Origin of the sequence: Stieleria bergensis, assembly GCA_007745635.1 — a bacterium.
Classification (GTDB): domain Bacteria; phylum Planctomycetota; class Planctomycetia; order Pirellulales; family Pirellulaceae; genus Stieleria; species Stieleria bergensis.
The window spans coordinates 1,566,106-1,592,915 of the sequence record CP036272.1 but is presented as its reverse complement, the minus strand read 5'-3'; the positions used below and the strand labels follow the sequence as shown (position 1 = coordinate 1,592,915).

17 protein-coding genes are annotated in these 26,810 nt (G+C 56.2%); 11 read left to right on the top strand and 6 right to left on the bottom strand.

All coding sequences use genetic code 11. The features are described from left to right. Window positions 1-67: 67 nt before the first annotated feature. The 3 genes from xerC to SV7mr_RS05260 form a co-directional block, all read right to left on the bottom strand. On the bottom strand, window positions 68-970 hold the full coding sequence (xerC, locus tag SV7mr_RS05270; RefSeq protein WP_145269892.1) for a tyrosine recombinase XerC: 903 nt from the start codon (window positions 968-970) through the stop codon (window positions 68-70). Between the two features lie 41 nt (window positions 971-1,011). After that, entirely contained in the window at window positions 1,012-1,260 is a 249-nt protein-coding gene (locus SV7mr_RS05265; protein WP_419188125.1) for a hypothetical protein, read from the bottom strand. Between the two features lie 598 nt (window positions 1,261-1,858). Continuing rightward, window positions 1,859-2,641, bottom strand: a complete 783-nt coding sequence (locus tag SV7mr_RS05260; RefSeq protein WP_145269891.1) for a hypothetical protein — start codon at window positions 2,639-2,641, stop codon at window positions 1,859-1,861. 407 nt (window positions 2,642-3,048) lie between these two features. Here SV7mr_RS05260 and SV7mr_RS25090 point away from each other — a divergent pair, with 407 nt between their 5' ends. The 6 genes from SV7mr_RS25090 to SV7mr_RS05230 all read left to right on the top strand — a co-directional run bounded on the left by SV7mr_RS25090 (window position 3,049) and on the right by SV7mr_RS05230 (window position 11,494). Next, window positions 3,049-3,264 carry a hypothetical protein gene (locus SV7mr_RS25090; RefSeq protein ID WP_419188124.1) on the top strand — a complete coding sequence of 72 codons (216 nt, stop codon included), beginning with the start codon at window positions 3,049-3,051 and terminating at the stop codon, window positions 3,262-3,264. A gap of 695 nt (window positions 3,265-3,959) precedes the next feature. Next, entirely contained in the window at window positions 3,960-5,087 is a 1,128-nt protein-coding gene (locus SV7mr_RS05250) for an NPCBM/NEW2 domain-containing protein (protein ID WP_145269890.1), read from the top strand. A gap of 82 nt (window positions 5,088-5,169) precedes the next feature. Continuing rightward, the gene (locus SV7mr_RS05245) at window positions 5,170-7,092 is read left to right on the top strand and encodes a S1C family serine protease (protein ID WP_145269889.1); all 1,923 of its coding nucleotides are present in this window, start codon (window positions 5,170-5,172) and stop codon (window positions 7,090-7,092) included. Continuing rightward, window positions 7,089-8,231 carry a S1C family serine protease gene (locus SV7mr_RS05240; protein WP_419188122.1) on the top strand — a complete coding sequence of 381 codons (1,143 nt, stop codon included), beginning with the start codon at window positions 7,089-7,091 and terminating at the stop codon, window positions 8,229-8,231. Before SV7mr_RS05245 ends, SV7mr_RS05240 begins: the two co-directional genes overlap by 4 nt. 18 nt (window positions 8,232-8,249) lie before the next feature. Beyond that, window positions 8,250-10,253, top strand: a complete 2,004-nt coding sequence (locus SV7mr_RS05235) for a PDZ domain-containing protein (protein WP_145269888.1) — start codon at window positions 8,250-8,252, stop codon at window positions 10,251-10,253. Window positions 10,254-10,408: 155 nt separating this feature from the next. Beyond that, complete coding sequence (locus SV7mr_RS05230) at window positions 10,409-11,494, top strand: ThuA domain-containing protein (RefSeq protein ID WP_145269886.1); 1,086 nt, start codon at window positions 10,409-10,411, stop codon at window positions 11,492-11,494. A 214-nt stretch (window positions 11,495-11,708) separates the two neighbouring features. Here the strand turns inward: SV7mr_RS05230 and SV7mr_RS05225 are convergent, their stop codons facing one another. From SV7mr_RS05225 to SV7mr_RS05215, 3 genes are read right to left on the bottom strand one after another with little or no spacing between them, the layout of a single operon-like run. Continuing rightward, the gene (locus tag SV7mr_RS05225; protein ID WP_145269883.1) at window positions 11,709-12,800 is read right to left on the bottom strand and encodes a WD40 repeat domain-containing protein; all 1,092 of its coding nucleotides are present in this window, start codon (window positions 12,798-12,800) and stop codon (window positions 11,709-11,711) included. Beyond that, window positions 12,797-14,152: a DUF1501 domain-containing protein gene (locus tag SV7mr_RS05220; RefSeq protein ID WP_419188121.1), complete on the bottom strand. Its 1,356-nt coding sequence runs from the start codon at window positions 14,150-14,152 to the stop codon at window positions 12,797-12,799. The genes SV7mr_RS05225 and SV7mr_RS05220 overlap by 4 nt, the downstream gene beginning before the upstream one ends. Before the next feature lie 16 nt (window positions 14,153-14,168). Continuing rightward, entirely contained in the window at window positions 14,169-15,734 is a 1,566-nt protein-coding gene (locus tag SV7mr_RS05215; protein ID WP_419188120.1) for a DUF1549 domain-containing protein, read from the bottom strand. A 514-nt stretch (window positions 15,735-16,248) separates the two neighbouring features. On the opposite strand from SV7mr_RS05215, the gene SV7mr_RS05210 reads away from it, so the two are divergent. The 5 genes from SV7mr_RS05210 to queA all read left to right on the top strand — a co-directional run bounded on the left by SV7mr_RS05210 (window position 16,249) and on the right by queA (window position 26,810). Then, window positions 16,249-17,649, top strand: coding sequence for a DUF1501 domain-containing protein (locus tag SV7mr_RS05210; protein ID WP_145269877.1), 1,401 nt, complete (start codon window positions 16,249-16,251; stop codon window positions 17,647-17,649). A gap of 3 nt (window positions 17,650-17,652) precedes the next feature. Beyond that, entirely contained in the window at window positions 17,653-20,106 is a 2,454-nt protein-coding gene (locus SV7mr_RS05205) for a DUF1549 domain-containing protein (RefSeq protein WP_145269874.1), read from the top strand. A gap of 30 nt (window positions 20,107-20,136) precedes the next feature. Beyond that, the gene (locus SV7mr_RS05200; protein WP_419188119.1) at window positions 20,137-22,317 is read left to right on the top strand and encodes a hypothetical protein; all 2,181 of its coding nucleotides are present in this window, start codon (window positions 20,137-20,139) and stop codon (window positions 22,315-22,317) included. A 133-nt stretch (window positions 22,318-22,450) separates the two neighbouring features. Further along, window positions 22,451-25,543: a c-type cytochrome domain-containing protein gene (locus SV7mr_RS05195; protein ID WP_145269870.1), complete on the top strand. Its 3,093-nt coding sequence runs from the start codon at window positions 22,451-22,453 to the stop codon at window positions 25,541-25,543. Between the two features lie 163 nt (window positions 25,544-25,706). Beyond that, complete coding sequence (gene queA, locus SV7mr_RS05190) at window positions 25,707-26,810, top strand: tRNA preQ1(34) S-adenosylmethionine ribosyltransferase-isomerase QueA (RefSeq protein WP_145269868.1); 1,104 nt, start codon at window positions 25,707-25,709, stop codon at window positions 26,808-26,810.

The following is a 26,810-nucleotide window of genomic DNA, read 5'->3' as shown; positions in this document are numbered from 1 at the left end:
CGGGCCTATCGTCCGACGGCGAATCGCTCTTCTCCTTCTCCCAACACGGCGGATCCACTGCGTCTGGCTAGCCAGCTCTTGGGTGGGCTCGTTCGTAAACCTGCCGCAGACTGGCCGCACTGACATGGGTATAAATCTGCGTTGTGGCTAGGCTTTTATGTCCCAGCAATTCTTGAACGCTACGTATGTCAGCGCCCCGGTCCAGCAAGTGCGTGGCAAATGAGTGCCGCAAGGTGTGCGGACTGGTGCGTTCGTCCAAACCAGCGATCTTAAGGTGTTTTTCTAACATCCGACCAATACTTCGGGTCGTCAATCCATTGCCAAAGCGATTGACGAAGACCGGAGCCGCAGGCCCGAGCGCGTTGGCTTGATCACTCCGCGTGCGTTTGGATTCGTAAGCCTCGATGGCCTTCAAGGCAAATGAACCGAGCGGACAGATGCGTTCCTTGCGGCCCTTTCCGCGAACTTGAATGATCTGCTGTTGCCGATCGAGGTCCCCGTCCTGCAATCCCACCAGTTCACTGACACGCAAGCCGGCAGAGTAAATCGTCTCCAAGATCGCTCGATCACGTAGCCCATCGACCTTATTCGAGGGCGGAGTGATCAGCAGTTTGCCAACTTCATCGTCTGTTAAAACATGTGGCAGCGTGCGTTGGCGCCTGGGGTTGCGCAGCGGCTTAGCAGGGTTCTGGTCGGCCAATCCGGCTCGCATGGCAAACTTAAAAAAACTGCGCATCGCGGCCAGCTTGCGAGCAATGCTGGTGCGTGCGTATTCGGCTTGCTGAAGCGCCGCCTGAAACGCTCGCATGTCCTGCGACGTCAAGGCGGCCGGATCAGGACGCTTGTCGTACGTCGCTTCGAACCACTCGACGAACGAAAAGAGATCTTCGCGATAGGACTTGATCGTCAACTCGCTGGCATTGCGTTCGTTGACCAAGTATCGCATGAATTGAGCGATCGCAGAATGCATCGATGATGCTCCAGGAGGGACAGTCGCCAAACAGCAATCGGTTAAAAGTCCTCAAAGGTCACGTTGCCCAGCTCTTGCTCGTCCCACTGAATGTCATCTTCACTGGGAACCGCTTCACGAATCCGACGGCTTAACATGGCCGCATCGTGCCAAGAGAAGTTCAAATCGGGGTTAGCTGCATAGCGAGCGAGCTGGCGCAGGGTTTCATCCCGATTGGCGTCATCGAACATGAAGATGAATTTCTCACCGTCTTTAACCATCGCTAAAACGTTGATCTCGTTATCCATCATGAAGCAATCGCCAAGAACGTTTGTGATTAGAATCTGCCCTGGAGAACCCACAATGGTCACGCGGCACAACACACGATGCCTGATGACATCAAGTGCTCAATCGTTACCGAGCATTACCAAAACAAGACAAGGGTCGGACATCAGAATCGTGCCCCCGATGCTGGCCTCCGCAGTTGTTCATCGGTCAGCAGTCGGCCGATGATGTACCGTCGCCGCACAGGGTGTCGTGTTCGTTACCAACAAGACGGATTGACCAGATCCATCAAGTGCTACAATCAGCAGGCTTTACCAACGCCTCGCCAGAGCAACCGAGGCCGACTGGTCGCTCGTCGCAGTGCATGATTGCGTTTCAACCGAGCTGGCCGCTGCAACGGGAAACGAATCGCAAGCTGCAGAGCGATCCCGTAAGCCATCAAAAAACGGCAGGTCGTTGCCGCCTGGGACAACGATCCTGCCGTGTGAAATCAATTCGATGGCTCAATCAGTTCAGTGACTCTGGAGCTGTGGTGCGTGCAAGCACAACACCCTACGTGGCTTCAAAGCAGTGCGTGCAAGCACGCATCCGATGTGGCTAATCGGAAGATCTTTAAGGTTGTGCTCAGTAGCTGGCATCGAGATAGGTATAAATTGGCACCACAATTCGATTGACGTGCGAATATCGACTTGCAGACTGCGGTGGTGTTGGCCAGTTGGGACGCAACGGTTCGTAGCCCAGCCACAGGTTGCGTTCGGTGCGTAGCAGTCGAGAGTAGCTCTGAAAGTGTGCGCGACGGACTCGTAATTCGTGAACCTTCGCCAGACGCTCTTTTTCGTACTGCCAGTAATACTCGTTGTAAGGCACGTCGACGATCCCGACCGCGGTCACTGGGGCTGCGACAGAGGCCCCCTCCGCAATCCCGACACTGGAAATCTCCAGATCAACGGTGGGTTGGGGCAAATTGTCCTCGGGCTTTAAGATGTTTTCCATCTTCCGATCCGAAGGCGACGAGAGAGCAGAGCGATCCAGGCTGACGGGTTCCGACAGCGGATCACTTCCAATCGCCGCTCCTTGGACAGCATTGGCCTGTGTTTTCTGGTCGCTGGCGGCCACATCACTGGCCTCAGCAGTCTCGACTTCGGCGTCCGAAGCTGTCGCGATGGATGCTTCATCCTGCATCACAGGCTCAGGATCCTGCATCACAGGCTCAGGATCCTGCATCACAGGCTCAGGATCCTGCATCACAGGCTCAGGATCCTGCATCACAGGCCGGAGGGCTGTTGCAGTGGAAACAAGAGTTAAAGGTGCAACCAACAGGGCCGCAACCACCGAGAGTCGGATGGCAACCCGCTGAACATTTTCGGTCATCAGCATTTCTTTGGGGCGAACGGTGAGATTATTCATGGCGGTGATTTTTTTAAGGCAACAGGGAGTCTGTGGTTAGGTAAATGGAATCACGAGGTAAGAACCTCTCGTTACAGCATCCTGCGTTAACTTGATCAAAGTTTCCTTAAGCGGCTAATGATGGAAGATTACCAGCCAATTAAAGGCATCTGTGTCGTTTTCGGTCGTTTGAACCCAAAATCTACAACGCCTGGGATGGAAATTGCTGAGTAAGCTGTCAAAATACAGGCCTAGGTAATTGTATGGAGCGCCCAAGCCTGCTTTAATTGCAGCCTGCTTTATGGTCGTTCCTGCCAAACACGTAAGCCGTGTCCTATACATGTATAGCTCCTGGCTATCATGTCATTGGCAATTAAATGTTTTGGACCTGAAGACCCACTTTTGTAGAATCAATCTTGGAGATCATTATGAAAGCCCTGTCACGTTTACTGGCCACCCTGGCCGCTGCTGCTATGTTGGTTGTTTCCACCGGCTGCCCCAGCGACACCAAAGCCCCAGCACCTGCTGGCGAAACGGAAAACACCACCACTGAAGGCACTACCGAAACTCCTGCAGAAGAAACTCCTGCAGAAGAAACTCCTGCAGAAGAGACCCCTGCAGAAGAGACTCCTGCAGCTGAGTAAGGCAACTCTGCTGCCGGCGCCTCGCGCCGGCGTTGCAGATGTCTTCGTTGCTGAGATTTCCAGCAGATCGATTTTCATGATCTCGATGGGCCGGCAAGAACCAGCCTTAGGGCGACCTCTGGCGGTGATGCCCAAAGCCTGGGCCCGAACAATTCTGACCCCCTGAAGCCGATTGGCCTTAGGGGGTTTTTCTATTGGCGTTAAACACTTTGCCCCAAAGTGCCATTCATTGGATGATCGCCCGCAGCCTTCCCATCGGACCGCACGCCCCGCTTCCAAACAGCCCAGCGCGGGCTTCCAAACAGCCCAGCGCGGGCTTCCAAACAGCCCAGCGCGGGCGTTCCCCACTTCCAACCACCCCCAGAACGGCAGGGCAGATCTCGGCTGAATGCTTCATCCGTTGGTTGCAGGGACGCAGCTTCAAGATCCACGAACAGAACCTCACAGACCGGCAGTGCTGTCAAATCCGACTCAGCCCCGCTGTTCCACCGCGCCAGTGGCTTTAGTTGCTCGTGAATCGGCTGAAGTGTGGTAAACTATTCGGTCTAAGCAGACTGCCAGGCCCTTCGGCGTTGGCACGGCACCAGTAGATTTCCGACTCCACTTGGCGACCTTTCAAAGTGAACGTTCTTTCCTGCCGCAACGCTCGTTTTCCGCTCCCGAGCCTGATCAGCTGTGTCCTGGCATTGTCGATCGTGTTCACTTCATCAGCAGCACATGCCATTGATGTCGAGGTGGAGCTGACCTCAGGCGAAACCCTCACTCCCTGCCAGCTAGAGAGCGTCACATCCAGCGCGATCAAGATCAGCGGGGCCGAGAATCGGACGATTGAGCTCAAAGAGCTGATTGCCATCCGCCGCATCGATGTGCGTCCGTTTTCACAACGCCCCAAGCTGACGGCGGTTCTGGCTGACAGCAGTGAAATCCGGATGGATGAAGTGAGCTTTGATGATCGCAATGCAACACTGAACCCCGCCTCGAAAGCACCGCTGACGATTCCCGTCAAGTCACTTCGTTCACTGCGTTTGCGCTCGGGCGATCCAGTCAGCGATCCTCAGTGGTTAGGCTTATTAGACAAAGAACAGCGTGGTGACGTGATGGTGATTCGTCGCAACAACGGACAACTTGATCCCGTCGCTGGCGTGGCGCTCAGTCTGTCTGGTGAGACGCTGAAATTCTCGCTGAGCGGACGCGAGATCGACGCACCGGTCAACAAACTCGAGGGGGTGATCTTTCGCCCGCCAACTGAGGCCCCCAAGCGTGCCAGCGTGCAGATTGAAGATCGCAATGGTTCGCGGTACTACGCGCGTTCGCTGCAATCCAACTCAGACGAGGGACGACTCAGTTTTCTGTTGAGCGACGACAGCAAGGTGTCTCTGCCACTGAAGAACATCCTTTCCATTCAGTGGTCCAGTGGCCAAGCGACTCTAGCATCGTTGGCGGCGGCTCAGTCGAACATCAACCCCACTGTTCCATCGGCTTTGGACGGGGCATTAATGAACCAATGGTTCGGTGCCAAAGCCAGTGGTGCAGACCTGATCGCAGCAGCAAACTGGACGGCTGAGTATCGTGTAGAACCGGGTTTCTTGACGCTTTCGGGATCTGTTCAGCGCTGGCAACAAACCGAAGCGGGAGGCAAGGTCTTTGTGCGCATCTCTACCGACGGCAACGTTCAGTGGGAACAAACCCTGCAACTTGACGAAGCCAAGGGCTTTCGGATCCCGATTGCGGGCGCAAAACGATTACGGCTTGAAGTTCTAGACGGCGACGATGGTGACGCGGGCGACATGGTGCGTTTCATCAAACCTCGACTGTTGAAATGAGTTCTGCCTCAGCGATTTGATCACTCCTCTCAGGCTCGGCTGATTCATCGCGGATCCGTCATCCTAACACCCCAGTTCACCCATGACTGCTTTTCGAATCACAACTTTCCAATTCACCTGCCAGCTTATCGGTGTGGTCGTGATCACGCTGCATCTGCTTGCAAGCCAAGTTAGCGCCGAAACCAACAGTCCGGTCGTTGTTCCCAAGTTGGTTCAGCAAGCGGAACAAGCACGCATCAAAGCGATCAACAAAGCGCGTCCCAGCGCGGTCAGCGTCTTCATGCCCGGCGGCGGAGGCGGTGGGAGCGGCGTGTTGATTTCTCCTGAAGGCTATGCGCTGACGAACTTTCACGTCACCAGCCCCGCTGGCTCGTACATGAAGTGTGGCCTGAGTGATGGGCGCGTGTATGACGCCGTGCTGGTGGGGCTTGATCCCGTTGGGGACTTGGCCATGATCAAGTTATTGGGACGCGATGACTTCCCCGTTGCCACGCTTGGTGACAGCTTGAAATCAAAGGCCGGTGATGAGTGCATGGTGATTGGCAATCCGTTCCTGCTGGCAACCAATTTACAACCCACGGTGACCTATGGAATCTTAAGCGGTGTCGGTCGCTACCAATACCCTTCTGGCACCTTATTGGAATACGCAGACTGCTTGCAAACAGACGCCTCCATCAACCCAGGCAACTCTGGCGGTCCACTTTACAGCTCACAAGGCGACTTGCTGGGCATCGTCGGCCGTGGCTCGTTCGAAAAACGCGGCCGAGTCAACGTCGGCGTGGGCTATGCAATCTCGATCAACCAAGCCAAGAACTTTCTAGGCTACTTAAGCAGCGGCCGAATTGTCGATCACGCGACGCTTGGGGCGACCGTGACGACCGACCCCGATGGCGGCGTTGTGGTGAGCAATATCTTGGAATCCAGCGACGCTTATCGACGCGGCATGCGTTACAACAGCGAAATTCTGGAACTGGCAGGACGTCCAGTCAGCACCGCCAACGATGTCCAGAACGTCCTCGGCACGCTGCCCAATGGCTGGCGCATTCCCATCACCTTTCGCGAGGAAGGCAAGACCATCGAGACCCTGGTCCGCTTGCCTGGTGTGCATCGCCGAGATGAATTGCTGACCAAAATGGCCTCCGCCATGCCCCCACCGCCTCCTGTCCCAGATCAGCCGGGCGACAAACCAGACAACCAAGAGGATCAGCCGCAGCGGCGGAGAAGACCCGCCCAGAGACCGGACCCAAATGCTCCCCAACCCAAGGCTCCCAAACCAGAGTCCCCCAAGCCGCAACCGCATGGGCCTGGTCCCGGTGGTGCACGAAAAAAGCCCGTCAAGATTCCTCCACAGGCCATGGCCTTGATCAAGAATCGAGAGGGGTTTGCAAACTACTATTTCAATCAGCAGAACCAAGACCGTTGCTTCAAGTCCTTGCAGGATCAATTCCCAGCCGGTGAAACGTGGAAACTAACGGGCAAGACCGCCGACGGCAAAGACATCAAGCTGCTGCTGTCGAACGAAAAATGTGTTGTCAGCCTTGGTGACCGAAGCCTGGAATTGAAAGCCAAGAGTGACTTTTTTGACGCGGTCGACACCGGTAACGATGCCGCCTTGCTAGTCGCCTTGGACTCGCTTCGCCGATTGATGTTGCTGGGGCCGGAGAAGTTTGGCGAAACCTATTACTGGGGCACCATGCCGCTTGGCGGCCAGCGACCACTTCGCGATTGCATGCTGGGAACCTCTCAAGAGATCGAACATCGCTGGCTAATGCACCCCGAGACCGGTGCTTTAGAATGCATTGAAGCGTTTGCTGACCGCGACACCGACCCCGCAGAAGCTTGGTTGGAATACGACAATGGCAAACTCACCGGCCTAGACCTGCGTTTCGGTGTCGAGTCGAAGCGAAAGATCACCGAGTTACAGATCGAATTTGACGCACAGACAACCTCCGACGCAGCGCCAGCAAAGGAAACAGCGGCGGCAAACGACGGAGAAGATCAATGATTCGACAAACAGTGAATCCATTCAACCAGGACCACATGGCAACTCGATTTTTTGAACGTCAGAGCCGTGACCGAATGCGAAACGGTCTTGCAGGGCTGATTTGCCTTGCGGCCGCGGCAATGCTATCGGCAAGCCATGCTGCTGCCCAGGATCCCGCAGCCGCCGCAGCCCCGGTCCAGCAAGCGGCCAATGATTCTGAGCAGCAAAACTGGACCGAGCAAAGTCGGCCTGCACAGCAGCGAGTGGCCAAAATTTATGGGGCCGGGGGGCTGCGTGGATTAGAAGCCTATCAAAGCGGCTTTTTGGTTTCCCCCGAAGGGCATCTCGTCACGGCCTGGAGCTATGTCCTGGACGTTGCTCCGATTGTGATCCTTGATGACGGCCGACGATTTGATGCAGAAATCGTTGGCATCGAACCGGCATTAGAACTGGCCGTGCTGAAGATCGACGCAACGAATCTGCCATTCTTTAAGCTAGAGAAAGACCTCCAGGTGCAGTGGGGCGACCCGGTTCTGGCGGTTAGCAACCTGTTTGGAATCGCCACCGGCAATGAAGCCGCCAGCGTGATGCAAGGCTCCATCGCAGGCATCACCAAACTGGACGCCAGACGGGGCACTTTCAAAACGCCTTATCGAGGCAAGGTGTTTCTGCTGGACTTGATTGGCAATAACCCGGGGGCCGCTGGCGGTGCTGTGGTGCGATACGATGGCAAGCTTGTCGGCATGATCGGCAAAGAGCTTCGCGATTCCGAAACGGGTGTGTGGTTGAACTACGCGCTGCCACTGGAAACGCTGCGATCGGCGATTGGCGATATCATCGCTGGCAAGGTGAGCACCAAGCCCAAAGAAGACCAACCGATCCTGCCGCGTGATCAATCCCATAACCTCACAACATTGGGATTGATCCTTGTCCCTGATGTTCTTGAATCCACCCCTGCGTATGTCGACTCGATCAAGAAAGACTCGCTAGCAGCGGTGGCCAAACTCAAACCAGACGACCTGATTCTACTGCTCGATGGCCAACGCATTGGCGATCAGAAAACGTTTACCGAACTGCTGCGACGGATCGATCGCCGGGACGCTTTTTCGTTGACCATTCAACGAGGTAGCGACATCCTGCCCGTCCGTTTGCAACCTTAATTCGCTGGAGCTCCCAGAGTGCACTGGTTTCACAACATCACCGCTCGGTTGCTGATCGTCGGTTGCGTCATCGCGGCCGCCTTTCCGATCACGGCCTCCGGTCAAGACCTTACCAAGTCGCTGCAGTACCGTCAGCAATTTGCACAAGCCGTTCGCAACGCCACCAAGCGCGTGCTGCCGTCAGTGGTTTCGATTGAAGCCATCGGTGTCGCACAAACTGGCGGTCGTCGACGTAGCGAACTTGAACAAGACGCTCCCACCAGCGGCCTGATCGTTGATCCTTCAGGCCTGGTCGTGGCATCAGACATCATCCTTCGTCGCAGTGCGACCAGCCTTCTGGTGGTGATGCCAGATCAAACGCGTTTTGCGGCGAAAACTGTCGCCCGAGACCATCATCGTGGCGTGGTTCTGTTGAAGATCAATTCAAAGGATCCACTACCAGCAGTTAACTTGCCTGATCGTGATCAGCTGCCCGTTGGTTCAACCGTGATTGGCGTGGGTCGTTATGGGATCGACCAAGCACCGATGGTCAGCTCCGGCATTCTCAGCGCTCGCGGACGGCTCAAAGGAACCATGCTACAGTGCGATGCCAGGATTTCACCGACCTTTTATGGCGGTCCCTTGATTGACCTCGGTGGTAACGTCGTGGGTCTGTCGGTCCCGGCCGTGCCGGCGGGCGGAGCTCCCGATGCGACCAGCTGGTACGATTCGGGAATTGCATTCGCCGTGCCAGCGGATGTGATCGCCAACAAACTCGATCGCATGCGTGAGGGCCAAGACATCCATAAAGGGCTACTGGGGATTGTCCCGCGATCCAAAGATCCGTTAGCCGAGGACACCGCACTGGGCGCCGTGCGACTGCGTTCACCAGCCGAACAGGCAGGCCTGGAAGTGGGCGATGAGATCACCGCCATCGCTGGCACGCCCGTCAAGATGTTCAGCCAGATTGAACAAGCACTGGGGCCCTTTGATGCCGGTGACAAGATCGCCGTCAGCTTCAAACGCGGTGACAAAACGACCACCGTGGATGTTTTCCTGGCCGACAAGATTGATCCGCTTGAGCCACAGCGTTTAGGCATCTGGGTCGACCAGACCGAAACGTTAGACGATGCCGATGACGCACAGCAACAACAAACCGTCACCATTGAAGCCATCCTTCCCGAGTCTGCTGCGGAAGGCAAACTGCAAGCCAACGATGTTCTGCTAAAACTGGATGACACAGAGATCAGGGACGTCACAACACTGCGAAAGCTGTTGATCACAGCGGCACCAGACACCGAGATCCAGGCGACCATCACGCGTGATGGCAAGGAACAAACGGTTGCCGTCAAACCGACCAGCATTGGCGGCAAAGCCATCACCGAAGCCTTGCCGCAGTGGAAGCCTGATGCCGAGCCCAAGCCCTGGGAAGTGCAGGCACTGCGTTTGCCTGACGCACCGAACCTGGCTGCCTTGACGATGCCGTCTGAAGACCAACTGGCTGCCCTGGACCAACAAGCAACCAGCTTGGCGATGCTGATTGTGTTGCTGCCACCGGATGAACGTGAACCAGAAAAGGCGCTCGAAAACTGGCAAGCATTGGCCGCCAAGCAAGGCGTTGTGGTTTGCGCCGTCAGCTGCGAATCAGAGAAAGGTTGGGAGTCCAAAGAGATCGATGTCGTTGCTCGCTTTGTCTCACTGATGCTGCAACGCGTGACGGTTGGTTCGATCGGTTTGGCCACTTATGGAGTGACCAACGGCGATAAAACCTCATCAGCAGACACGCTCGCGATCGCGATGGGCTTGAGCGATCGGAGCGAATTCAATGGCATCGCCGTGTCGGCTAAAACGAAACCACCGGCGGTTCGATTGCGAGAAAACCAACCCGAGAGTGCCTTGCGGTTGCTGCTTCCCATCGATTCCCCAGATGACGCCCCCACCTGGTCGACGCCGCTGCAACAAGCGGGCTATCCCATCGAGACCGCTGGGGAACTCAACCGGACGAAGTTGCTGAATTGGGTTCGCTTACTGCAGATCATTTAGCTCCGTCTCTGTTTGAATTACACTACCGGCAGAAATTCGCTCGAGGAGCTTTGCCGAATCTCATGCGCAGACCTAAGCTATCTGCTGGCGGGCAAGAGTCGCCAGCCAACCTCCCTGAAGTACCACCCCAGACCCACCAACCCGGATTCGATGAGATGAAACAATCGATCAACCGTTTAACAGCTCGATTTGTTGGCACGCTATGCGTGGCAGCGTTCGTCTGTTCATCGCTCAGTGCCACCGTTGCCCAAGCGGGCGAAGGCCCTGGCCGCCTGCACTTGCCAGCAAAGGGCAAGTCGCAAGGGAAAATTGTTTTGGTCGCTGGTGACGAAGAGTATCGCACCGAAGAATCCATGCCGATGCTAGGCAAGATTCTCAGCCAGAAACACGGCTTTGACTGCACCGTTATCTTCTCGATGAGCGCCGACGGAAAGTACATTGATCCCAACAACCAAGAAGGCATTGTGGCCTGGGATGAGCTAGATGATGCCGACTTGATGCTGATCGGCACTCGCTTTCGCCGCCCCAATGAAGAAGACTCCAAACACATCACCAGCTTCATCAACGCTGGCAAACCCGTGATCGGTATTCGCACCGCCACGCACGCGTTCACAGGTGGAGGCAAATTCGGTGGCACGCTTGGCCACGGACAATTCGGTCGCCAGATTCTTGGCGAACAATGGGTCGCTCACCACGGCGGACACAAACGACAAGGTGCTCGTGGCGTGGTCGTCGAAGACCAAGCCAGCCACCCCATCCTGAACAGCGTTAGCGACGTGTTTGCCCCTTCGGATGTTTACACGGTACGCAACTTGACCGACAAAGATGAAGTCTTGCTGCTCGGTGCTGTCACGGAAACCTTGGACCCCAAGTCCAAGATCATCGACGACAAGAAAAACGACCCCATGCAAGCCTTGGCTTGGGTCCACCCGTACACCGCCCCCAACGGCACCGAAGGAAAATCGTTTTGCACCACTGCCGGCGCAAGCGTTGACTTAGTCAGCGAAGATCTGCGACGCATGCTGGTCAACGCAACGTACTACTTGCTAGACAAAGACGTGCCAGAGAAAGCCGATGTCGCATTTGTCGATGCCTTCTACCCCACGTTCTATGGATTCATCCGCGAAAAGGATCACTACAAGAATCTGGACATGCAGCCAGAGAAATATGGTCTGGGCAAAACCCCATCGTCAGACGATCCACCGGGAACCCCTGAGTGGAACTTCCGCGCCCGTCCGTAGTGACTCGTCAGCTGTATCGAATCCATTGCCAGGCAGCCCGTACCTAGAAACGAACGCGATCAGAGTTCGGCGGGTGCCGTGCTGGCACCACCAACCAATGCGCAGCACACCCTTGGCCTGGCATTTCGTGCTTTTCGGGAATCAGTGCGTGCTGGCACGCACCCTACCTAGGTAACCTGAAGATCTTCAAAGCAGCGGTGCACACCCGGGGGCATTAGGCATCGTAAAATTCGATGCGTCCGAAGTGCGGATGCTCGCCTTCTTTGTTTCGCTTGCCTTGACCTTGAGCACCGAACAGCGCGAGCCGCTTGCCGTCGTCGCTAAAGGCCGCCTGAGTGACTCGGTAGCCCGTTTTCAACGTCGTCAACTGATTGCCTGTGGCACCTTCAAAGAGGGCGGCATTCCAATTGCCACCACGCAATCGTCCGGCCATCAAGAAGCGATCGCCAGCGGAGTCAATGGCCAGTGCTTCCATCAAGCCTTCGCCAAACTCTTTGTCATGAATTTGGTCGACGCGTTGTGGTTCCGCTTGATCCCATTTCCACTTTTGCCAGCGTTGCTTGCCATTGCCAGCCATTGGATCTCGCATCGGCCCCATGCCGGCGAGCAGTAAATGCTGGCCGTCGGGCGTGAATCGCAGCGCAAAGATGCCGCCCAGGTAACAATGGCTTTTGATGATGCCCCAACTGGTAAAGTCGGCAGTATTGAACTCGCGTGCCAGCTTCCCACTGGCGACTTCAAACACCCTTACCGTCCCCATTAAATTCCCGGCCGCGACGAAGCGACCGTCGGGACTGAATGCGACCGCTTGAACCGATGGCGTTTGTGACAACCGGTGCAGGACCTTGCGATCCTTGACAGACACCAAACACACCGAGGGCTCTGATTCGCTCTGCGGTTCGTACTTGTATCCGCCGGCAAGGTATTGTCCCGTGACGGAGGCCAACACCGTGCGATCGGGAGACAAGGCCATGTCCCAAGACCAGAACTGATGCAGTTTCAGCCGATCGATTGGCTGCTTGGTTTGCGGATTGAACCACTGAATGGCTCCGTCATATCCGGCTGAAACGATCAGGTCTTCAGCCACCCAGTGCACGGAACTGACCCAACTGTCGTGTTGGTATAAACGCTGATGTTGTTTGTCTTTGGCATTAAGCAAGTACACCCCGTCCAAACATGCCAGCGCACACTGCTGCCAGTCCGCGGAAACGCTCCCATCCAGGACGCCCATTGGCACCTTGGTTTGATCGGTCCGCGTTAGCTTGACCGCTTTGTTCTGATCGTTCTTGGCTTCTGTATCATTCATAGCAACACCTCCTTGATGGGTGCCGCATCCTCTTCCACGCGATGAAAGGTTGGCAGGCCAGGCAGTTCGTACTCTTGATGTGGATCGATTCCCAAGGCAGCAAAGATGGTGGCGAACAAGTTGCGATTATCGGCCTTGCCATCGACCACTTCGTAACCTTGTGAATCCGTGGCGCCGTGCACCACTCCGCCTTTCACTCCTCCGCCAGCCATCGCCATGCTCCAGGCTTTGGGATAGTGATCGCGGCCGCGTGCTTCATTCAACCATGGTGTTCGCCCAAACTCGCCCATCGCGATCACCAGTGTCTCCTCTAGCAAGCCACGATCTTCCAGGTCGCTGACCAGTTGGAACAACACGTTATCCAGCTCTGGCACCAACATTTGATGCATCTCATGCTGAAAGACATGATTATCCCACGGCATTCCGTTAGCGACCATGACAAATGTGCTGCCATTTTCGATGAGGTGTCTCGCTTGCAAGGCATGCTGTGCGAATGCCCCACCGCCGTAACGCTCACGATCAGCAACCGGCAGTTTGTTCAGATCAAACAGAGGAGCACAGGACATCAAGCCCTTCACACGTTGATAAGCCGCGTTGTAGTTATCAGCCGCTTCACTGCGTTGATCGTTGGCAAACTTCTTGGTAAAGAAACTTCGCAAGGCTTCACGATCACTATGATCCAAGTCCGAGATCGCAGCTGATTTTTCGAGATTGGCGATCCCATAGTCTCCACCGGCTCGCACGGGTCCATACTGTGCTCCCAGCCAGCCGGCCCAGTTACCCGCTTTGAAGGCTTTGAATTCATTGCCCTCCGGACAGGGATCCAGCAGAATGAATTGTGGCACAGGACTGTCTAACTGCCCGAGCTGTTCGGCAACCACTGATCCCAAAATGGGACGGACAAATGGTGGCCGTGGCGCGTCGCCACGAGTGAGCGCGTCGATGCCTTGAAAGTGCTCGCTGGGCTTGGTTGACATGCTGCGCACTACCGCCAGCTTGTCCATAATCGTCGCGCACTTGGGCATCAAACTGCTGACTTGCACACCCGGCAAATTGGTATTGATCGCAGCGAATGGTCCACCGGTTTCAGTGCCTGGCTTCGGGTCCCACATTTCAAACTGACTGGGTGCTCCACACAGCCATAACAGGATGCACTTTTTGCCAGCACGTTTGGTTTCTTCGGCGACTGCGGGAATGGAAAACAGCCCACTGAAACTTGCCAGCGAAGCCGCGCCGGCGGCGAATGAGCCTTCTAGAAAAAGACGGCGATGCACCGTATGTTCGCTGCCACCACAGCCATAACGCAAGTCGCGAGGCGGCGAGGGATCGTTGGGTTGATGCTTGGGACGCAATGCTTTGATCCTGTTCCTAATGATTGAATCGAAATTCGCCACTGCTGACCAACGACCAAATGACTTGATCGATTGCTTGCTCCAATCGATCGTCCCGCTCGGCAAGGTAGGCGGTGATGGCATCGATTTCAGCTTGATCTGCCGACCGTCCCAAAACGGCATCCACCAACCATTTGGCTCTGCTGGGATGATTGGACTGGCGGAGCGTCCGCTGATGCAGTGATTGTGGCTGGCGGCTGTTTTGAATCATCGCTTCGAGCTGCGCTCCGTTGGTCATGAAGAGCGCCTCGGTGACGTCAACTTGAACGTTATCAGGCAAGACGTCCGGCACTTGCGTTCGCAGCGAAGCGAGCAGGGTGCGATTGAGCGACGCTTCTCCACGCAACACGACCTGCAGGGAACGAGCCATTTGTTCAGCAGTTAGCGGGCGCTGTAAATACCAAGCAAACCACTGGGGATCGTTGACGGATTCGGGGCGGATCGCTTGCAGTTGATAAGCTTCACTGTTTGCCAAGGCGCGAACCAAACGACGCATCTGAAAACCGGACTCACGAAAGTCCTGGGTCAGAGCGTCAAGTAACTCGGGATGACTGGGGGGATGCATGCTGTCGATTTCATCGTAGGGATGCACCAATCCCCGTCCCATCATGATCGCCCACAAGCGGTTCACCATCGCTCGGGCCAACAAAGGGTGCTCGACCAGCACCTGCTTGACGAACTGCTCGCGTCGCGAAAACTTTGGCACACGTGGATCATTCTTGACCGCCGCCTTGATGTAGAGCTCGTCCTTATCTTGCTGTTTGTCACCTGCTTTGGGGCGTGCCTCATCGAGCGGACCTTTCCCCATGAACTGCAAGCGGTTGGGACTGCTGGAGCCCGTCAAATCAGCGAACTCAGAAAATCCACCGATCGCTGACTCGACGACGCGCGGCCCGTTGGGTGTCATCTTGTTTTTGCCGCGGTTAAAAAATGCGACCAACCCCCAGTAATCTGCTTGCGTGATCTCGTCGACCATCATGTGATCATGGCACTGAGCACACTCGATACGAATGCCGAAAAACGCAGGCGCCACGGCCTCGGCAATCTCTTGATACTTGTCCTTCTTTTCGTACAAAAACCACACCGCACCGTCTTGCTGGGGAGCTTCCGGTCGAGCCAGCAAGACTTCCGCAGCAACGTCATTCCACGGACGGTTTTCGGCAATCGCGTTGACCAGGTACTTTTTCCAGCCATGCTTTTCGCGTTGGTCGTAGACGCCTTGATTGCCTCGGCCCAGCAAGATCGCATCGAACAGATCAGCAAAGTGCTCGGCCTGCTCGGGGCTGGTCAATAACTGATCAACCAACTTGCTGCGCCGGTCAGCTGAAGCGTTTGCCAAAAACGTGTCGCGCTCCTCCATCGTGGGAACGCGGCCCAGCAGGTCCAAATACACTCGCCGCACAAACACGGGATCGCTGCAACGATCTGCGGGCTCAATCTTTTGCTGCTGCCAAGCCGATCGAATGGCCCGATCAATGGTCGCGGTCAAATCGCTTCGCGCCGCGACTGGCTCAGCAGCTACCGCCGGAGCATGCGTGAGCACAGAACCACCAGCCAATAAGGCGATCAGGCACAGCAAATGGCGAACCGATGAGCAACAACGGAAACACTCCCACCTGAGCAAGACAGGCCGGAACAACGCTTTGAGAACGAGCCAATCAAACACGAGAGATCAATCGCCTGGAAAGAAGGTAGGCAAGCAAAAGGTGGGCAGGGCTACTTGGAAGGGCAAGGCCACGTGGAAGGGCAAGCCCATTATAACGGCATCTCAACACATCGTCTGACTTGGTTTTTCAAAACCCAAGATGCGAGCTGTGTCATTAAAAAAGCTCAACCGTCCCCCAACCAGAACGCCCAGCCAGCACACCTTAACTGCGGCCAGCCGCATCACGGAAAGCGTCTCAATCACTGCCATTCGAAAACAGGACCCCGAGATGGAGCGAGCACCGAATTAGCTTGCATAGCGGGTTGCTAAAGGGGTATACTGGCGCCTCCTACCTGCCGTTAGCCGGCTCCCCCCTCACTCCTTCATCTCCCTCCAAACCCCGGGCTTGATCATGTTGACGATCAAGGGACCATCTTTGGGTCGCTACTGTGATGGAAAATCACGCCGCAGCTTTTTAAAGATTGGCGGCTTGTCATTTGGTGTCGGCGGACTGTCGTTAGCGGACTTGTTTCGCGCTGAAGCGGCCGCAGCGAATCCCAACTCCAGTAAGCCTAGTGACCCCAGTAAACCTAGTGACCCCAGTAAACCTCGGCGACACAAGTCGGTTATCAATATTTTCTTAGCCGGTGGTCCACCTCACCAAGACATGTGGGACATTAAAACGGAAGCGCCTAGCGAAATCCGTGGTGAGTTCCAACCGATCAAAACGAATGTGCCTGGGATCGAGATTTGCGAAGTCTTTCCCAAGCTTGCATCACTGATGGACAAAGCGGCGGTGATTCGCAGTGTGGTGGGTTGCCGTGGTGGGCACGATGGCATTCAGTGCATGACGGGCTGGGATCCCAATTCGCTCAAGAGTATTGGCGGCCGTCCATCGATTGGAGCCGCCGCCGCCAAGATCTATGGCCCGGTTGACCCCGCCGTGCCGCCATTTGTCGGCTTGGCTGCCAAGACTCGGCACGTCCCCTGGTCTGATTCAGGTCAAGCTGGATTTCTTGGCTCTGCCTACACACCGTTCAAGCCTGATGGACCGGGCATGAAGAACATGACGCTGAAAGGCATCACGATGGAGCGTCTTTCGGATCGGCGTCAGTTGCTGCGTGAACTTGACACCATGCGACGCGACATTGATATCACTGGCGCGATGGAAGGGATGGACGCTTTTGGCCAACGCGCGTTGGATGTATTGACCAGCAGCAAGCTAGTCGATGCGTTGGATCTAAGCAAAGAAGACCCTAAAGTCGTCGCTCGCTACGGCGATGGCAAACCCTACAAGTACCAGTTCGATGGTGCCCCGACTTGCAATGACCAACTCTTGATGGCACGTCGCCTGATCGAAGCCGGTGTTCGAACGGTCAGCCTCAGCTTCGGACGCTGGGATAGCCATGGGCAAAACTTTGACTTGGTCCGTGATCACGGCAGCAAGCTTGATCAATGCTTGAGTGCCTTGGTCAATGACCTGGATGAGCGTGGCATGCTGGACGACGTTGCGATCGCCGTCTGGGGCGAGTTTGGACGGACGCCGAAAATCAACGCCAAAGCAGGCCGTGACCACTGGAACAAAGTCAGCTGTGCCTGGCTGGCCGGCGGCGGCATGAAGGGCGGACAAGCGATCGGTGCAACCAATCGAATGGGTGAAGAACCTGTCGAACGCCCCGTCGACATGCAAGAAATCGTTGCCACGCTTTATCATTGCTTGGGCATCGATACCCAAACGGTCACGATGAATGATCCTACTGGCCGACCTCAGTTCCTGGTCGAAAAGTCGCCCATCGCCGAACTCGTAGGCTAGGTCATGTTCCGATCATTCTTGCACATCAACCTAGCAGTGGTGCTGCTATTGGTTTCAGCGGTTGCCAGCGCTGATGAATTGTCCATCGACAACATCGACGGCAAAGCGGCCACACAACTGGAAGGCAGCGATGCTCGCTTGCAACTGATTGTGACGCAAACCAACGACCGCGGTTTGCAAACGGACCAGTCGACTGCGGTGACCTATGTTGCCGCGCCGGAGGCAATCATTGCAATTGACTCCGACGGGTTGGTCACCCCGCTTGCCAATGGCTCTGTCACCGTTACAGCCACCAGCCCAGAGGGCTTGTCGGCTCAGGCAACGTTAACCGTCAGTGGAATGGACCAGAGCAAGCCCGTCAGTTTCCATGGTCAAGTCACACCGATTTTCACCAAGCTTGGCTGCAACGGCGGTGGTTGCCATGGCAAGATCGCTGGTCAGAATGGCTTTCGACTTTCGCTGCTTGGCTTTGATCCAGCCAGCGACCATCGACGCCTGGTTTCAGAGTCTCGTGGACGTCGCGTTTCGATTGCCGCGCCTCAGCGCAGTTTGCTGCTACAGAAAACCGTCGGCGACCTCCCGCACGGCGGCGGTGCACGGACCGATCGCGATTCATACGAATACCGAGTGCTGCGGCGTTGGATTGCCCAGGGCATGCCAAATGACAGTGGCGAGATTCCCCAGGTGACCTCGATTCGTGTCTACCCCTCTGTGCGCCGGATGTTGCCCAGCACTCAGCAACAACTGGCCGTGATCGCGACCTACAACGATGGCACTCAAGAAGACGTCACCCGCGCGGCGGTCTACGAATCCAACGACAGCGCCATGGCGGAAGTCACCGCAACGGGCCAAGTCGCCTGCGCCGACGCAGTCGGCGATGTCGCCGTGATGGCTCGCTATCAAGGACATGTCACGGTGTTCCGTGCCGAGATTCCACTGGCTGCTGAAACTCAGATGGCAGCGACCGACTTTGGCAAAGACTGGCCCGTCAACGCCGTCGATCAGCAAGTCCATCACAAACTGGCATCGTTAGGTATCCCGCCATCACCGCTCTGTGACGACGCCACCTTTTTGCGGCGCATCACCCTAGATTTGACCGGCCGAATGCCGACCGTTGAAGAAACGCAGGCCTTCACTGCCGACAGCGCCGCTGACAAACGTGAACGCGCAATCGATCAACTGCTGGCCAGCGACGACTACGCCAGCTTCTTTGCTCGCAAGTGGGGCGTGATCCTGCGAAACCGCCGCACACCTGGCGCACTTCAAGCACAGAACATGTTGTTTCATCACTGGCTGAAAGAATCTTTTCGGACCAATAAGCCCTACGATCAGTTGGTGAGCGAACTACTGACCGCTCGCGGAACCCTTTACAGTAACCCAGCGGTCGCTTGGTTTTCGCAGGTCAAAGACCAGAACGAACGGGTCGAAGACATCAGCCAACTGTTTCTGGGCCAACGCATTCAATGCGCCCGTTGTCACCATCACCCCTATGAAAAGTGGAGCCAGCAAGACTACGCTGGCTTGCAAGCGTTCTTCTCAACCGTTGCCACAGACAACTTCGATGGACAGACAACGTTCATCAATCGCATTGCCTCGCCATCGGCAAGGAACCCAGGCAACGGGCAATCGGTAGCGCCGATCGGGCTGGATAGCGAAGCCAAAGTGATTGATCAGATCGATGATCCACGCGAAGAACTCAGTCGCTGGATGACTGCGGCGGACAATCCGTTCTTCGCCAAGTCGTTGGCAAACCGCTATTGGAAGCACTTTATGGGACGCGGCCTGGTCGAGCCCGAAGACGACATGCGCGTCACCAATCCCCCCAGCAATCCAGAATTGCTTGATGCCTTGGCCAAGCACCTGATCGAGAGCGGATATGATTTACAATCGCTGATTCGCCTGATTTGCCTGTCACGGACCTACAATACATCCTCGCAAGCAACTGACATCAATGTGATCGATCAACGCAGCTATTCACGCTATTATCCGAAACGGATGTTGGCTGAAACGCTGCTCGACTCCATCGACACCGTCACCGGTTCAACCACGGGGTTCGCCGGCATGCCGGCTGGCACCAAAGCGGTGCAACTTCCCGACACAGGATTCAACTCGTATTTCCTGACCGTGTTTGGACAGCCAGATTCCAAAACCGCATGCGAGTGCGAGCGTTCCGGTGAAGCCAACTTGGCGCAGAGCCTGCACCTACTGAATTCCGAGCAGATTCAACAGAAACTGGCCACCGCCAATGGGCGTGCGGTTCGTTTGGCAAAGGATACATCGCGTGGGGCGGATGCCAAACTGAACGAACTGTACCTGACAGCGCTCAGTCGCAAACCAACCGAGCGTGAACTTGAAACCGCGCTCAAGTACCTTGGTGATCAACAAGCATCACCTGAACCCTGGCAGGATTTGATTTGGGCTCTGGTCAATTCCAAAGAGTTCTTATTCAATCACTGATCGATTTGCCCCACCACACTTTGCCTGACCATGACCTGCCATGACTCCCTTGCTGACGGGAGCGTCAAACGCCGCGCGCCCTTGCGATGCGATTTGCCAACCCGCTTGATTCAGCTAACGGTGCTCGCGCTGTTTGCGTGCCTCGCTTGCCAGCGTGCCACCGCTCAGTTGCCAGCCTTTGAACTGCGCGGCGTTTCGCAGTGTTTCCTAGCGGCGGGCTCGGAGTCTGATTTCTCAATCACTCAGGGCACCCACAATAGCTTGGCCGATCGTTTGCTGTTTTCCGATCCTGGGATCGTTGCCCAGCTAAAGCAAGGCGCTGCCAGGGCCTTTGACAATGCAGCTCAACCCAGTTGGGGACAATTCAAAGTCAAGGTTGCTCCCGAAGTCAAACCGGGTCGCTATGAAGTCCGTGCCGGCGGGCGTTTTGGGTTATCCAATCCGCGCGCCGTCATTGTGGCGCCACAGGTCCACGCGCTGACAACCCCACCGCACGACATCAATAATCCACCGTCACTGGCAATCGACACGGTACACTGCCGGCAAACGGCGGCGGCCAAACGTGAACGCTATCGATTGCAAGCAGAAGCGGGAAAAACGTATCGCCTAGCAGTCTTCTGCAGCAGCATTGATTCGGAATTGATCCCCGTCATTGAAGTCGTTAGCCAACAGGGCAACACTTTGTTGCGAAAATTCGGCAATGATCGCAGCGACCTGACTGTGGATTTTTCCGCCATCGCTAGCGAACCTGTCACCGTTTGCTTATACGACGCGTTGTACCGAGGAGGCCCCACCTATCATTACGGTTTGCTGGTCGAAGACACCACCCAACCGCTCGAGTGGACTGATCACGTCCAAGCGTTTCCGCCGTCTGCGATCAGTCGTGTTGACCTGCCGTCAGAACTGACCGCAGAGATCTCCGACGCAACCACGCTGACGATTCCAGCGGCAATTCGAGCTCGCTTTGATCACAGCCGAGATCGCGATCAGTACTTGCTAAAGCTCTCACAGGGGCAGGCCATTGACATGCATGTTCTGTCCGACCGCATCAACCAACCGACCAATGTGAGAATGCTGATCGAACAACCGCAAGGCGAAGGCGATGGGCAGACATGGAAACGAATCGCGACGGTTGAGAACGGACAAAACGTGACAGACAGTGTGATCCGCTTGCAGACTCGCGATCCCATTCACCGATTCACGGCCCCCGCAGAGGCCACCTATCGAATCACGCTGATCGATCTTGACAACGGGCAGTCACTGAGCTCGGTCCAAGACTACGGATTCTTCGCTGCTCCGGCATCGGACCGCTTTCAACTGCTGGCCTATCACACCTATCCGCACAAGGATGCCAAGACTTCGCGTCCACATGGTTGCTGCCTGCGAAAGCATGAATCATGCGTGGTCCGAGTCTTTGCCTTGCGGACTGGCAAGAACGAACCGATCAAAATCACCGTGGATAACCTGCCTGATTCACTGACTTGCACAGAGACCTGGATTGCCAGCAATCAGAACCAAGCCGATCTGATCATCACGGCCAAAGAAGACATCGACGCCGCAACGATCCCGCTGAACATTGTCGGCCAGAGCATCAACGGCGATTCAACCTCTCCGCTGGTGGCGGCCAAGCCAGCGGTGGTTCAGTGGCCTAGCGGTGGCAGTCGCACCAGTCCCACAACTCGGCTGACCGACCAACTGATCGTCCAGACACAACCTCTGGACACCATGCCGGTTCAAGTCACTTTAGCGCCGGGCCAAGAGAAACTGCAGATCCAAAAAGGCAAACCGGTGAATGTAAAACTGCAAATCAAACGCGCAGAAGGCGGCAAGAATAATATCGTCTTACGAGCTCGTAATTTGCCCGCAGACACCAAGGCGGGTGACCTGACCATCCCCGGCGACAAAACCGAAATTGAATGGAAGATCGAAGTCGGCGGCAAAGCTGTCCCTGGCACCTATTCGTTTTGGGGACAAGGCGAGACCAAAGTCAAGCTAGGCGTTCATCCTGAAGTTCATACCGCTGAGGTCCAGTACCTCGAACATCTCAAAGCCTTGCGTGCCAAGGAAGAGACCAAGGATCAGCACGCCGAACTTGACAAGCAAATCGCCGCGACCACCAAACGAGTCGAGGACTTGCAGAAACAAACTCAGCCCAAAGATTACACCGTGTACTTGGCTGGCCCTGCGATCACACTAGAGATCACTCCATAGGCCGTCGTCCTAAGCCTCAGCTGATTCGGACCGTTCCCCTGACCTAGCAAGCCTCCCCCAACGACGTCTCGATTGATTGGCTGACCAGATTCCGCCCGATCGCGCAAGACGTTTTGCACTGCTGGCAACATTCATGCTTTACTTCGCTCGTTTTCCTTTTGTTCGCCACCTGCTAATGCTGGTTCTGGGCGTCTGTGTTTACACACCCGCCTCAGTGGCCCAAACGGCTTCCTCAGACGTTTCGTTTGCCAAGGAGATCTTGCCACTGCTCAAGCGAAACTGCATTGCCTGCCACCGCGAAGGCGAATCGGAAGGAGGTTTGTCGGCAGAAACCGTCAAGGACCTGTTGGCCGGCGGTGACAACGGCCCGTCACTGGTCGCGGGCGACGCAGACGGCAGCCTCTTGATTGAACGCATCTTGGCAGACGAAGACGAACGCATGCCACCACCGGACAATGCCGTCGATGCCAAACCGTTCACGCCTGAGCAAATTGAATTGGTCAAACGCTGGATCAGCCAGGGCGCCCCGTCGGATCTGGAAGGGGCCGACAGAGGCTGGCAATGGCACCCGATCCCAGAATCGATTCGCAATAGTTATGCGTCAGCGTTAAGCCCTGACGGGCAGCTGGCAGTTGTTGCGCGGGCCAATCGCGTCACAATCGTTGACATCGCCAGCGGCCAGCCTGTTCAAGAACTAACCGACCCGCAGCTCCAGCAAGCCGGTATCGCTGACCACGACATGATCCAAGCGATCGCGATCTCGCCGCTGGGAGATCGAATCGCCACTGGCGGCTATCGCTCCATTCGGCTTTGGAAACGCGGCCATCAAAAGCCCACCGTCCCAGACGCTCTCAAGGATGCCAACGGGCGATTGGCCGTTTCGCCAGACAGAAAATCGATGGTGCAGAGCGACGCTGCGGGAAACCTCCTAGTCACCGAAATTGCCAGTGGAAATCAACTGCACCAACTGGCCGGCGACAAGCCAGCCTCGCTGCTCTGTTGGGATTCGCCTCATCAGATCATTGCCGTCCACGCCGAAGGATCGGTCACCGTGCACGCGTTAAATGACGCGAATGCCAACTGGCAACGAACAGCTGACAAACCCATCGCCCAGTGCACGCAATCCGCCGATGCGGAATGGCTGGTCGCGCGCTGCAATGATGGCAGCGTGCAGACCTGGAAACAGGGACAGCCCCACGCCATCGATGCCGTCAACAAGATTTCGCAGGCGACATCGTTGGCGATTCTTGCGGGCAACCAGTTGATCGTTGGCAGCGGTAAAACGATCACCTGGATTGACTTGGCGGGCAGCAAACAAATCCGCCAAACCCAGCTTCCAGCGACAGTCACTGCAATCGTTGCCAATCAAGCGGGAACTCAGTTCGCTTGTGCAACAGAGCAGGGCAGTGTGCAGTGGATCAATGCGTCTGATGGCGCGGTAGCCCAGCAGTTTGCGGGCGATCCCCAAAGCCAATTACAACTCAGTGCGTATCAGCAACGAGTCAAGTTCGAACAGACTCGCCTGGAGCGTTTAAACAAGCAAACGGAAGGCTTGAAAAAGGCGGCCACCAAAGAAGCCGAAACGCTTCAAAAAGTCCAAGAGGCTCACGACACCGCAGTCAAGGAACGCGACGAAAAAAGCAAAGCCGCCAGCGAGGAGGCCCAGAAATTGACGGCCTTGGATCAGCAATTGGCCGCCACCAAAGCAGACCTTGCCGAATGCCAAAAACTGAATCAATCGCTGAACGAACAACTGCAGAAGCTCAATGCGGCTATCAAAACGCAAACCGAGCAGGTTCAGTCACTTTCCAAAACCGTCCAGCAAGCAAAACAACAGCTTGACGCGTTGAACAAGCAGGCTCCCGGCCCCGCCCAAGACAAAGACGCGCCAGAAGAGCAACCCAACACGGAGAACTTAGCCGCGATCGACAAAGCGAAGGCCCTCGTCACCGCAGCGATGGCGTCTCATGCCGACGCCGAAAAACAACTCAAGAACTTGCAGACGCGTTTGAGCGACACCGTAAGAGCTCAGACCGAGCAACAAAAGCTGCAACAGACACATCAAAAAACCATTGATGCAAAAACGAAAGAACGCCCCAATCTGGAAAAGAACAATCAGAAGTTGGCCGATGAGCTGAAACAAAAACAGCAAACCTTGATCGATCGCAAACAGGCCCTGGCCACTGCCACAATCACCCGTGATTCGGCCGCGGCAGCAGTCCCCCAACACGAGCAATCGATCAAGCAATGCCAGGCAACTCTGACGGGGTTTCAGACTCAGCAAACCGAACACCAGACCGCGATGAACTCGCGCGCCGTTGTTTCGCTGACGATCACGGAAAACGACCAGTCCATCATTGCCTTGTTCCAAGATAGCACCCTTGTCACCTTTGATCCGAGCACCGGTCACAGTTCGGCAAGAATCCAAGTCGCTGACACGACCGAGAGCGGATCGGGGACACTGACATCGGTGAACCCGCAACTTGTTGCAGTCACTTCATCGCACCGCAAGCCACGCTGGGTTTCGCTGCAGCAAGACTGGATTTTGGAATCCACGATCGGCCAAGACAATGCTTCACCGATCAGCGATTCGGTCACCTCCCTGGACTTTCATCCTGACGGAAGTGTGCTGGCCGCAGGCAGTGGTGTTCCCAGTCGTAACGGACAAGTGCTGGTGGTTGATTGCGAGACCGGCAAACTGCAAAAACAGCTCGACCAACTGCATAGCGATACTGTGTTATCGGTACGATACTCGCCCGATGGAACCTTGCTGGCAAGTGCCGCAGCAGACAAAAGCATCCGCTTGATCGACATCGCCACCGACCAAGTGATCGGTGCTCTGGACGGGCACACCCATCATGCCATGGCAGTGGACTGGCGCTGGGACGGACAGCAACTCGCCAGTGGAGGAGCCGACGGCACGGTGCGGATCTGGAACTTTAACACCCGCCAGCAAGAACGCTCGATCGGTGGGTTCCCTGGTGAAGTGACCGCGCTGCGCTACCTGAGCGCAACCTCGCGTTTGGCGGCCTCGGCCACCGGAGGACAAGTGCGAGTGGTCGAAGCAAATAACGGACAGAACCAAAAAACGCTCTCCGCCCCCGGCGACACGCTCTTCACGCTGGATGTTTCCGCAGACGCCACAGAGGTGCTGTCTGCGGGAGCCAAGGGCGAAGTCCGCCGCTGGAATCTAAACGACGGCAAAGAAATCAGCCTGTGGAAGTGATTCTGGCTGCCACTGAATCCCAGGTGGCGGGTCCAAAACTGCGGGCGAAAACTGCGGGGCCACGACCAAGGGTGGCGAATCGATTCCGGGCTGATTGAACCGCGGCAGGTCTCGTCTTGGTGCGTGTCTACCGGATTGGGGATCTCGCTGCTAAACTTCGGCAATGAGCGAAATCGACCAATACGACTATCAGTTGCCTCGCGAGCTGATCGCGCAGGAACCGTTGAACAACCGCAGTGATGCTCGGCTGATGCTGATCAATCGAGCCTCGGGTGAGATCCAGCATCACCATGTGCGTGATTTACCGGACTTGTTGCGCAGCGAAGACACGCTGGTACTGAACGACAGTCGTGTGATCCCGGCGCGAATGGTCGGCTATCGGACTCGCACCGGTGGTCGCTGGCAGGGGTTGTTTTTACGACAAGAACCGGCGACCGGCATCTGGGAAGTTCTGACCAAAACGCGCGGCACCTTGGTCGCTGGTGAAACGATCACCATTGAAGATCGCAATGGGCTGCCGGGGATGCGACTGCAAGTGGTCTCTCGAACCGACGACGGTCACCTGATCGCTGTGCCGATGCCACCGGAAGACCGCCACGCTGGCGGCGAACTCCCACCGATTGACGGTGACAGCATCGATGCAGCAGTCTGGCTAGAACGCTATGGCCGAGTCCCATTGCCACCGTACATTCGTGACGGTCACATGATGGATTCGGATGTGACGAATTACCAAACGGTGTTTGCCAAAGCGCCCGGCAGCGTCGCAGCGCCAACCGCCGGACTGCACTTCACACCGAACCTGTTGCAGCAGATTGTGTCCGGTGGAACGGAAACCGCCTCCGTCACGCTGCATGTTGGCCTGGGAACCTTTCGGCCGGTCAGTTGCGAGCGTCTGGAGGATCACCCCATGCACACCGAGTGGGGACAGATTACCGAGGAAAACGCGGAACTCATCAATCAGCGACGAAGCACCGGCGGTCGCTGCGTGGCAGTGGGCACCACCAGCGTGCGCGTGCTGGAGAGTGCCGCGGCAGCCAACGGCGGGCAACTCAAGCCTTGGACGGCGACCACGGACCTGTTCATCCGGCCGCCACATGACTTCAAAGTCGTGGACGCCCTGATGACCAACTTCCACCTGCCCAAAAGCACGCTGATGGTTCTCGTCAGTGCCCTCGCCGGTCGAGAACTGATCATGGAAGCGTACCGCCAAGCGATTGCCGAAGAGTATCGTTTTTACAGTTATGGCGACTGCATGATGATCGTCTGA

What these genes read in the sequence shown, in the direction of transcription:
- SV7mr_RS05230 (WP_145269886.1), top strand. Translation starts at nt 10,409, where the DNA reads ATGAAACAATCGATCAACCGTTTAACAGCTCGATTTGTTGGCACGCTA.
- SV7mr_RS05245 (WP_145269889.1), top strand. Translation starts at nt 5,170, where the DNA reads ATGACTGCTTTTCGAATCACAACTTTCCAATTCACCTGCCAGCTTATC.
- SV7mr_RS05260 (WP_145269891.1), bottom strand. Translation starts at nt 2,641, where the DNA reads ATGAATAATCTCACCGTTCGCCCCAAAGAAATGCTGATGACCGAAAAT.
- SV7mr_RS05240 (WP_419188122.1), top strand. Translation starts at nt 7,089, where the DNA reads ATGATTCGACAAACAGTGAATCCATTCAACCAGGACCACATGGCAACT.
- SV7mr_RS05210 (WP_145269877.1), top strand. Translation starts at nt 16,249, where the DNA reads ATGTTGACGATCAAGGGACCATCTTTGGGTCGCTACTGTGATGGAAAA.
- SV7mr_RS05200 (WP_419188119.1), top strand. Translation starts at nt 20,137, where the DNA reads ATGACCTGCCATGACTCCCTTGCTGACGGGAGCGTCAAACGCCGCGCG.
- xerC (WP_145269892.1), bottom strand. Translation starts at nt 970, where the DNA reads ATGCATTCTGCGATCGCTCAATTCATGCGATACTTGGTCAACGAACGC.
- SV7mr_RS05205 (WP_145269874.1), top strand. Translation starts at nt 17,653, where the DNA reads ATGTTCCGATCATTCTTGCACATCAACCTAGCAGTGGTGCTGCTATTG.
- SV7mr_RS05195 (WP_145269870.1), top strand. Translation starts at nt 22,451, where the DNA reads ATGCTTTACTTCGCTCGTTTTCCTTTTGTTCGCCACCTGCTAATGCTG.
- SV7mr_RS25090 (WP_419188124.1), top strand. Translation starts at nt 3,049, where the DNA reads ATGAAAGCCCTGTCACGTTTACTGGCCACCCTGGCCGCTGCTGCTATG.
- SV7mr_RS05265 (WP_419188125.1), bottom strand. Translation starts at nt 1,260, where the DNA reads ATGATGGATAACGAGATCAACGTTTTAGCGATGGTTAAAGACGGTGAG.
- SV7mr_RS05225 (WP_145269883.1), bottom strand. Translation starts at nt 12,800, where the DNA reads ATGAATGATACAGAAGCCAAGAACGATCAGAACAAAGCGGTCAAGCTA.
- queA (WP_145269868.1), top strand. Translation starts at nt 25,707, where the DNA reads ATGAGCGAAATCGACCAATACGACTATCAGTTGCCTCGCGAGCTGATC.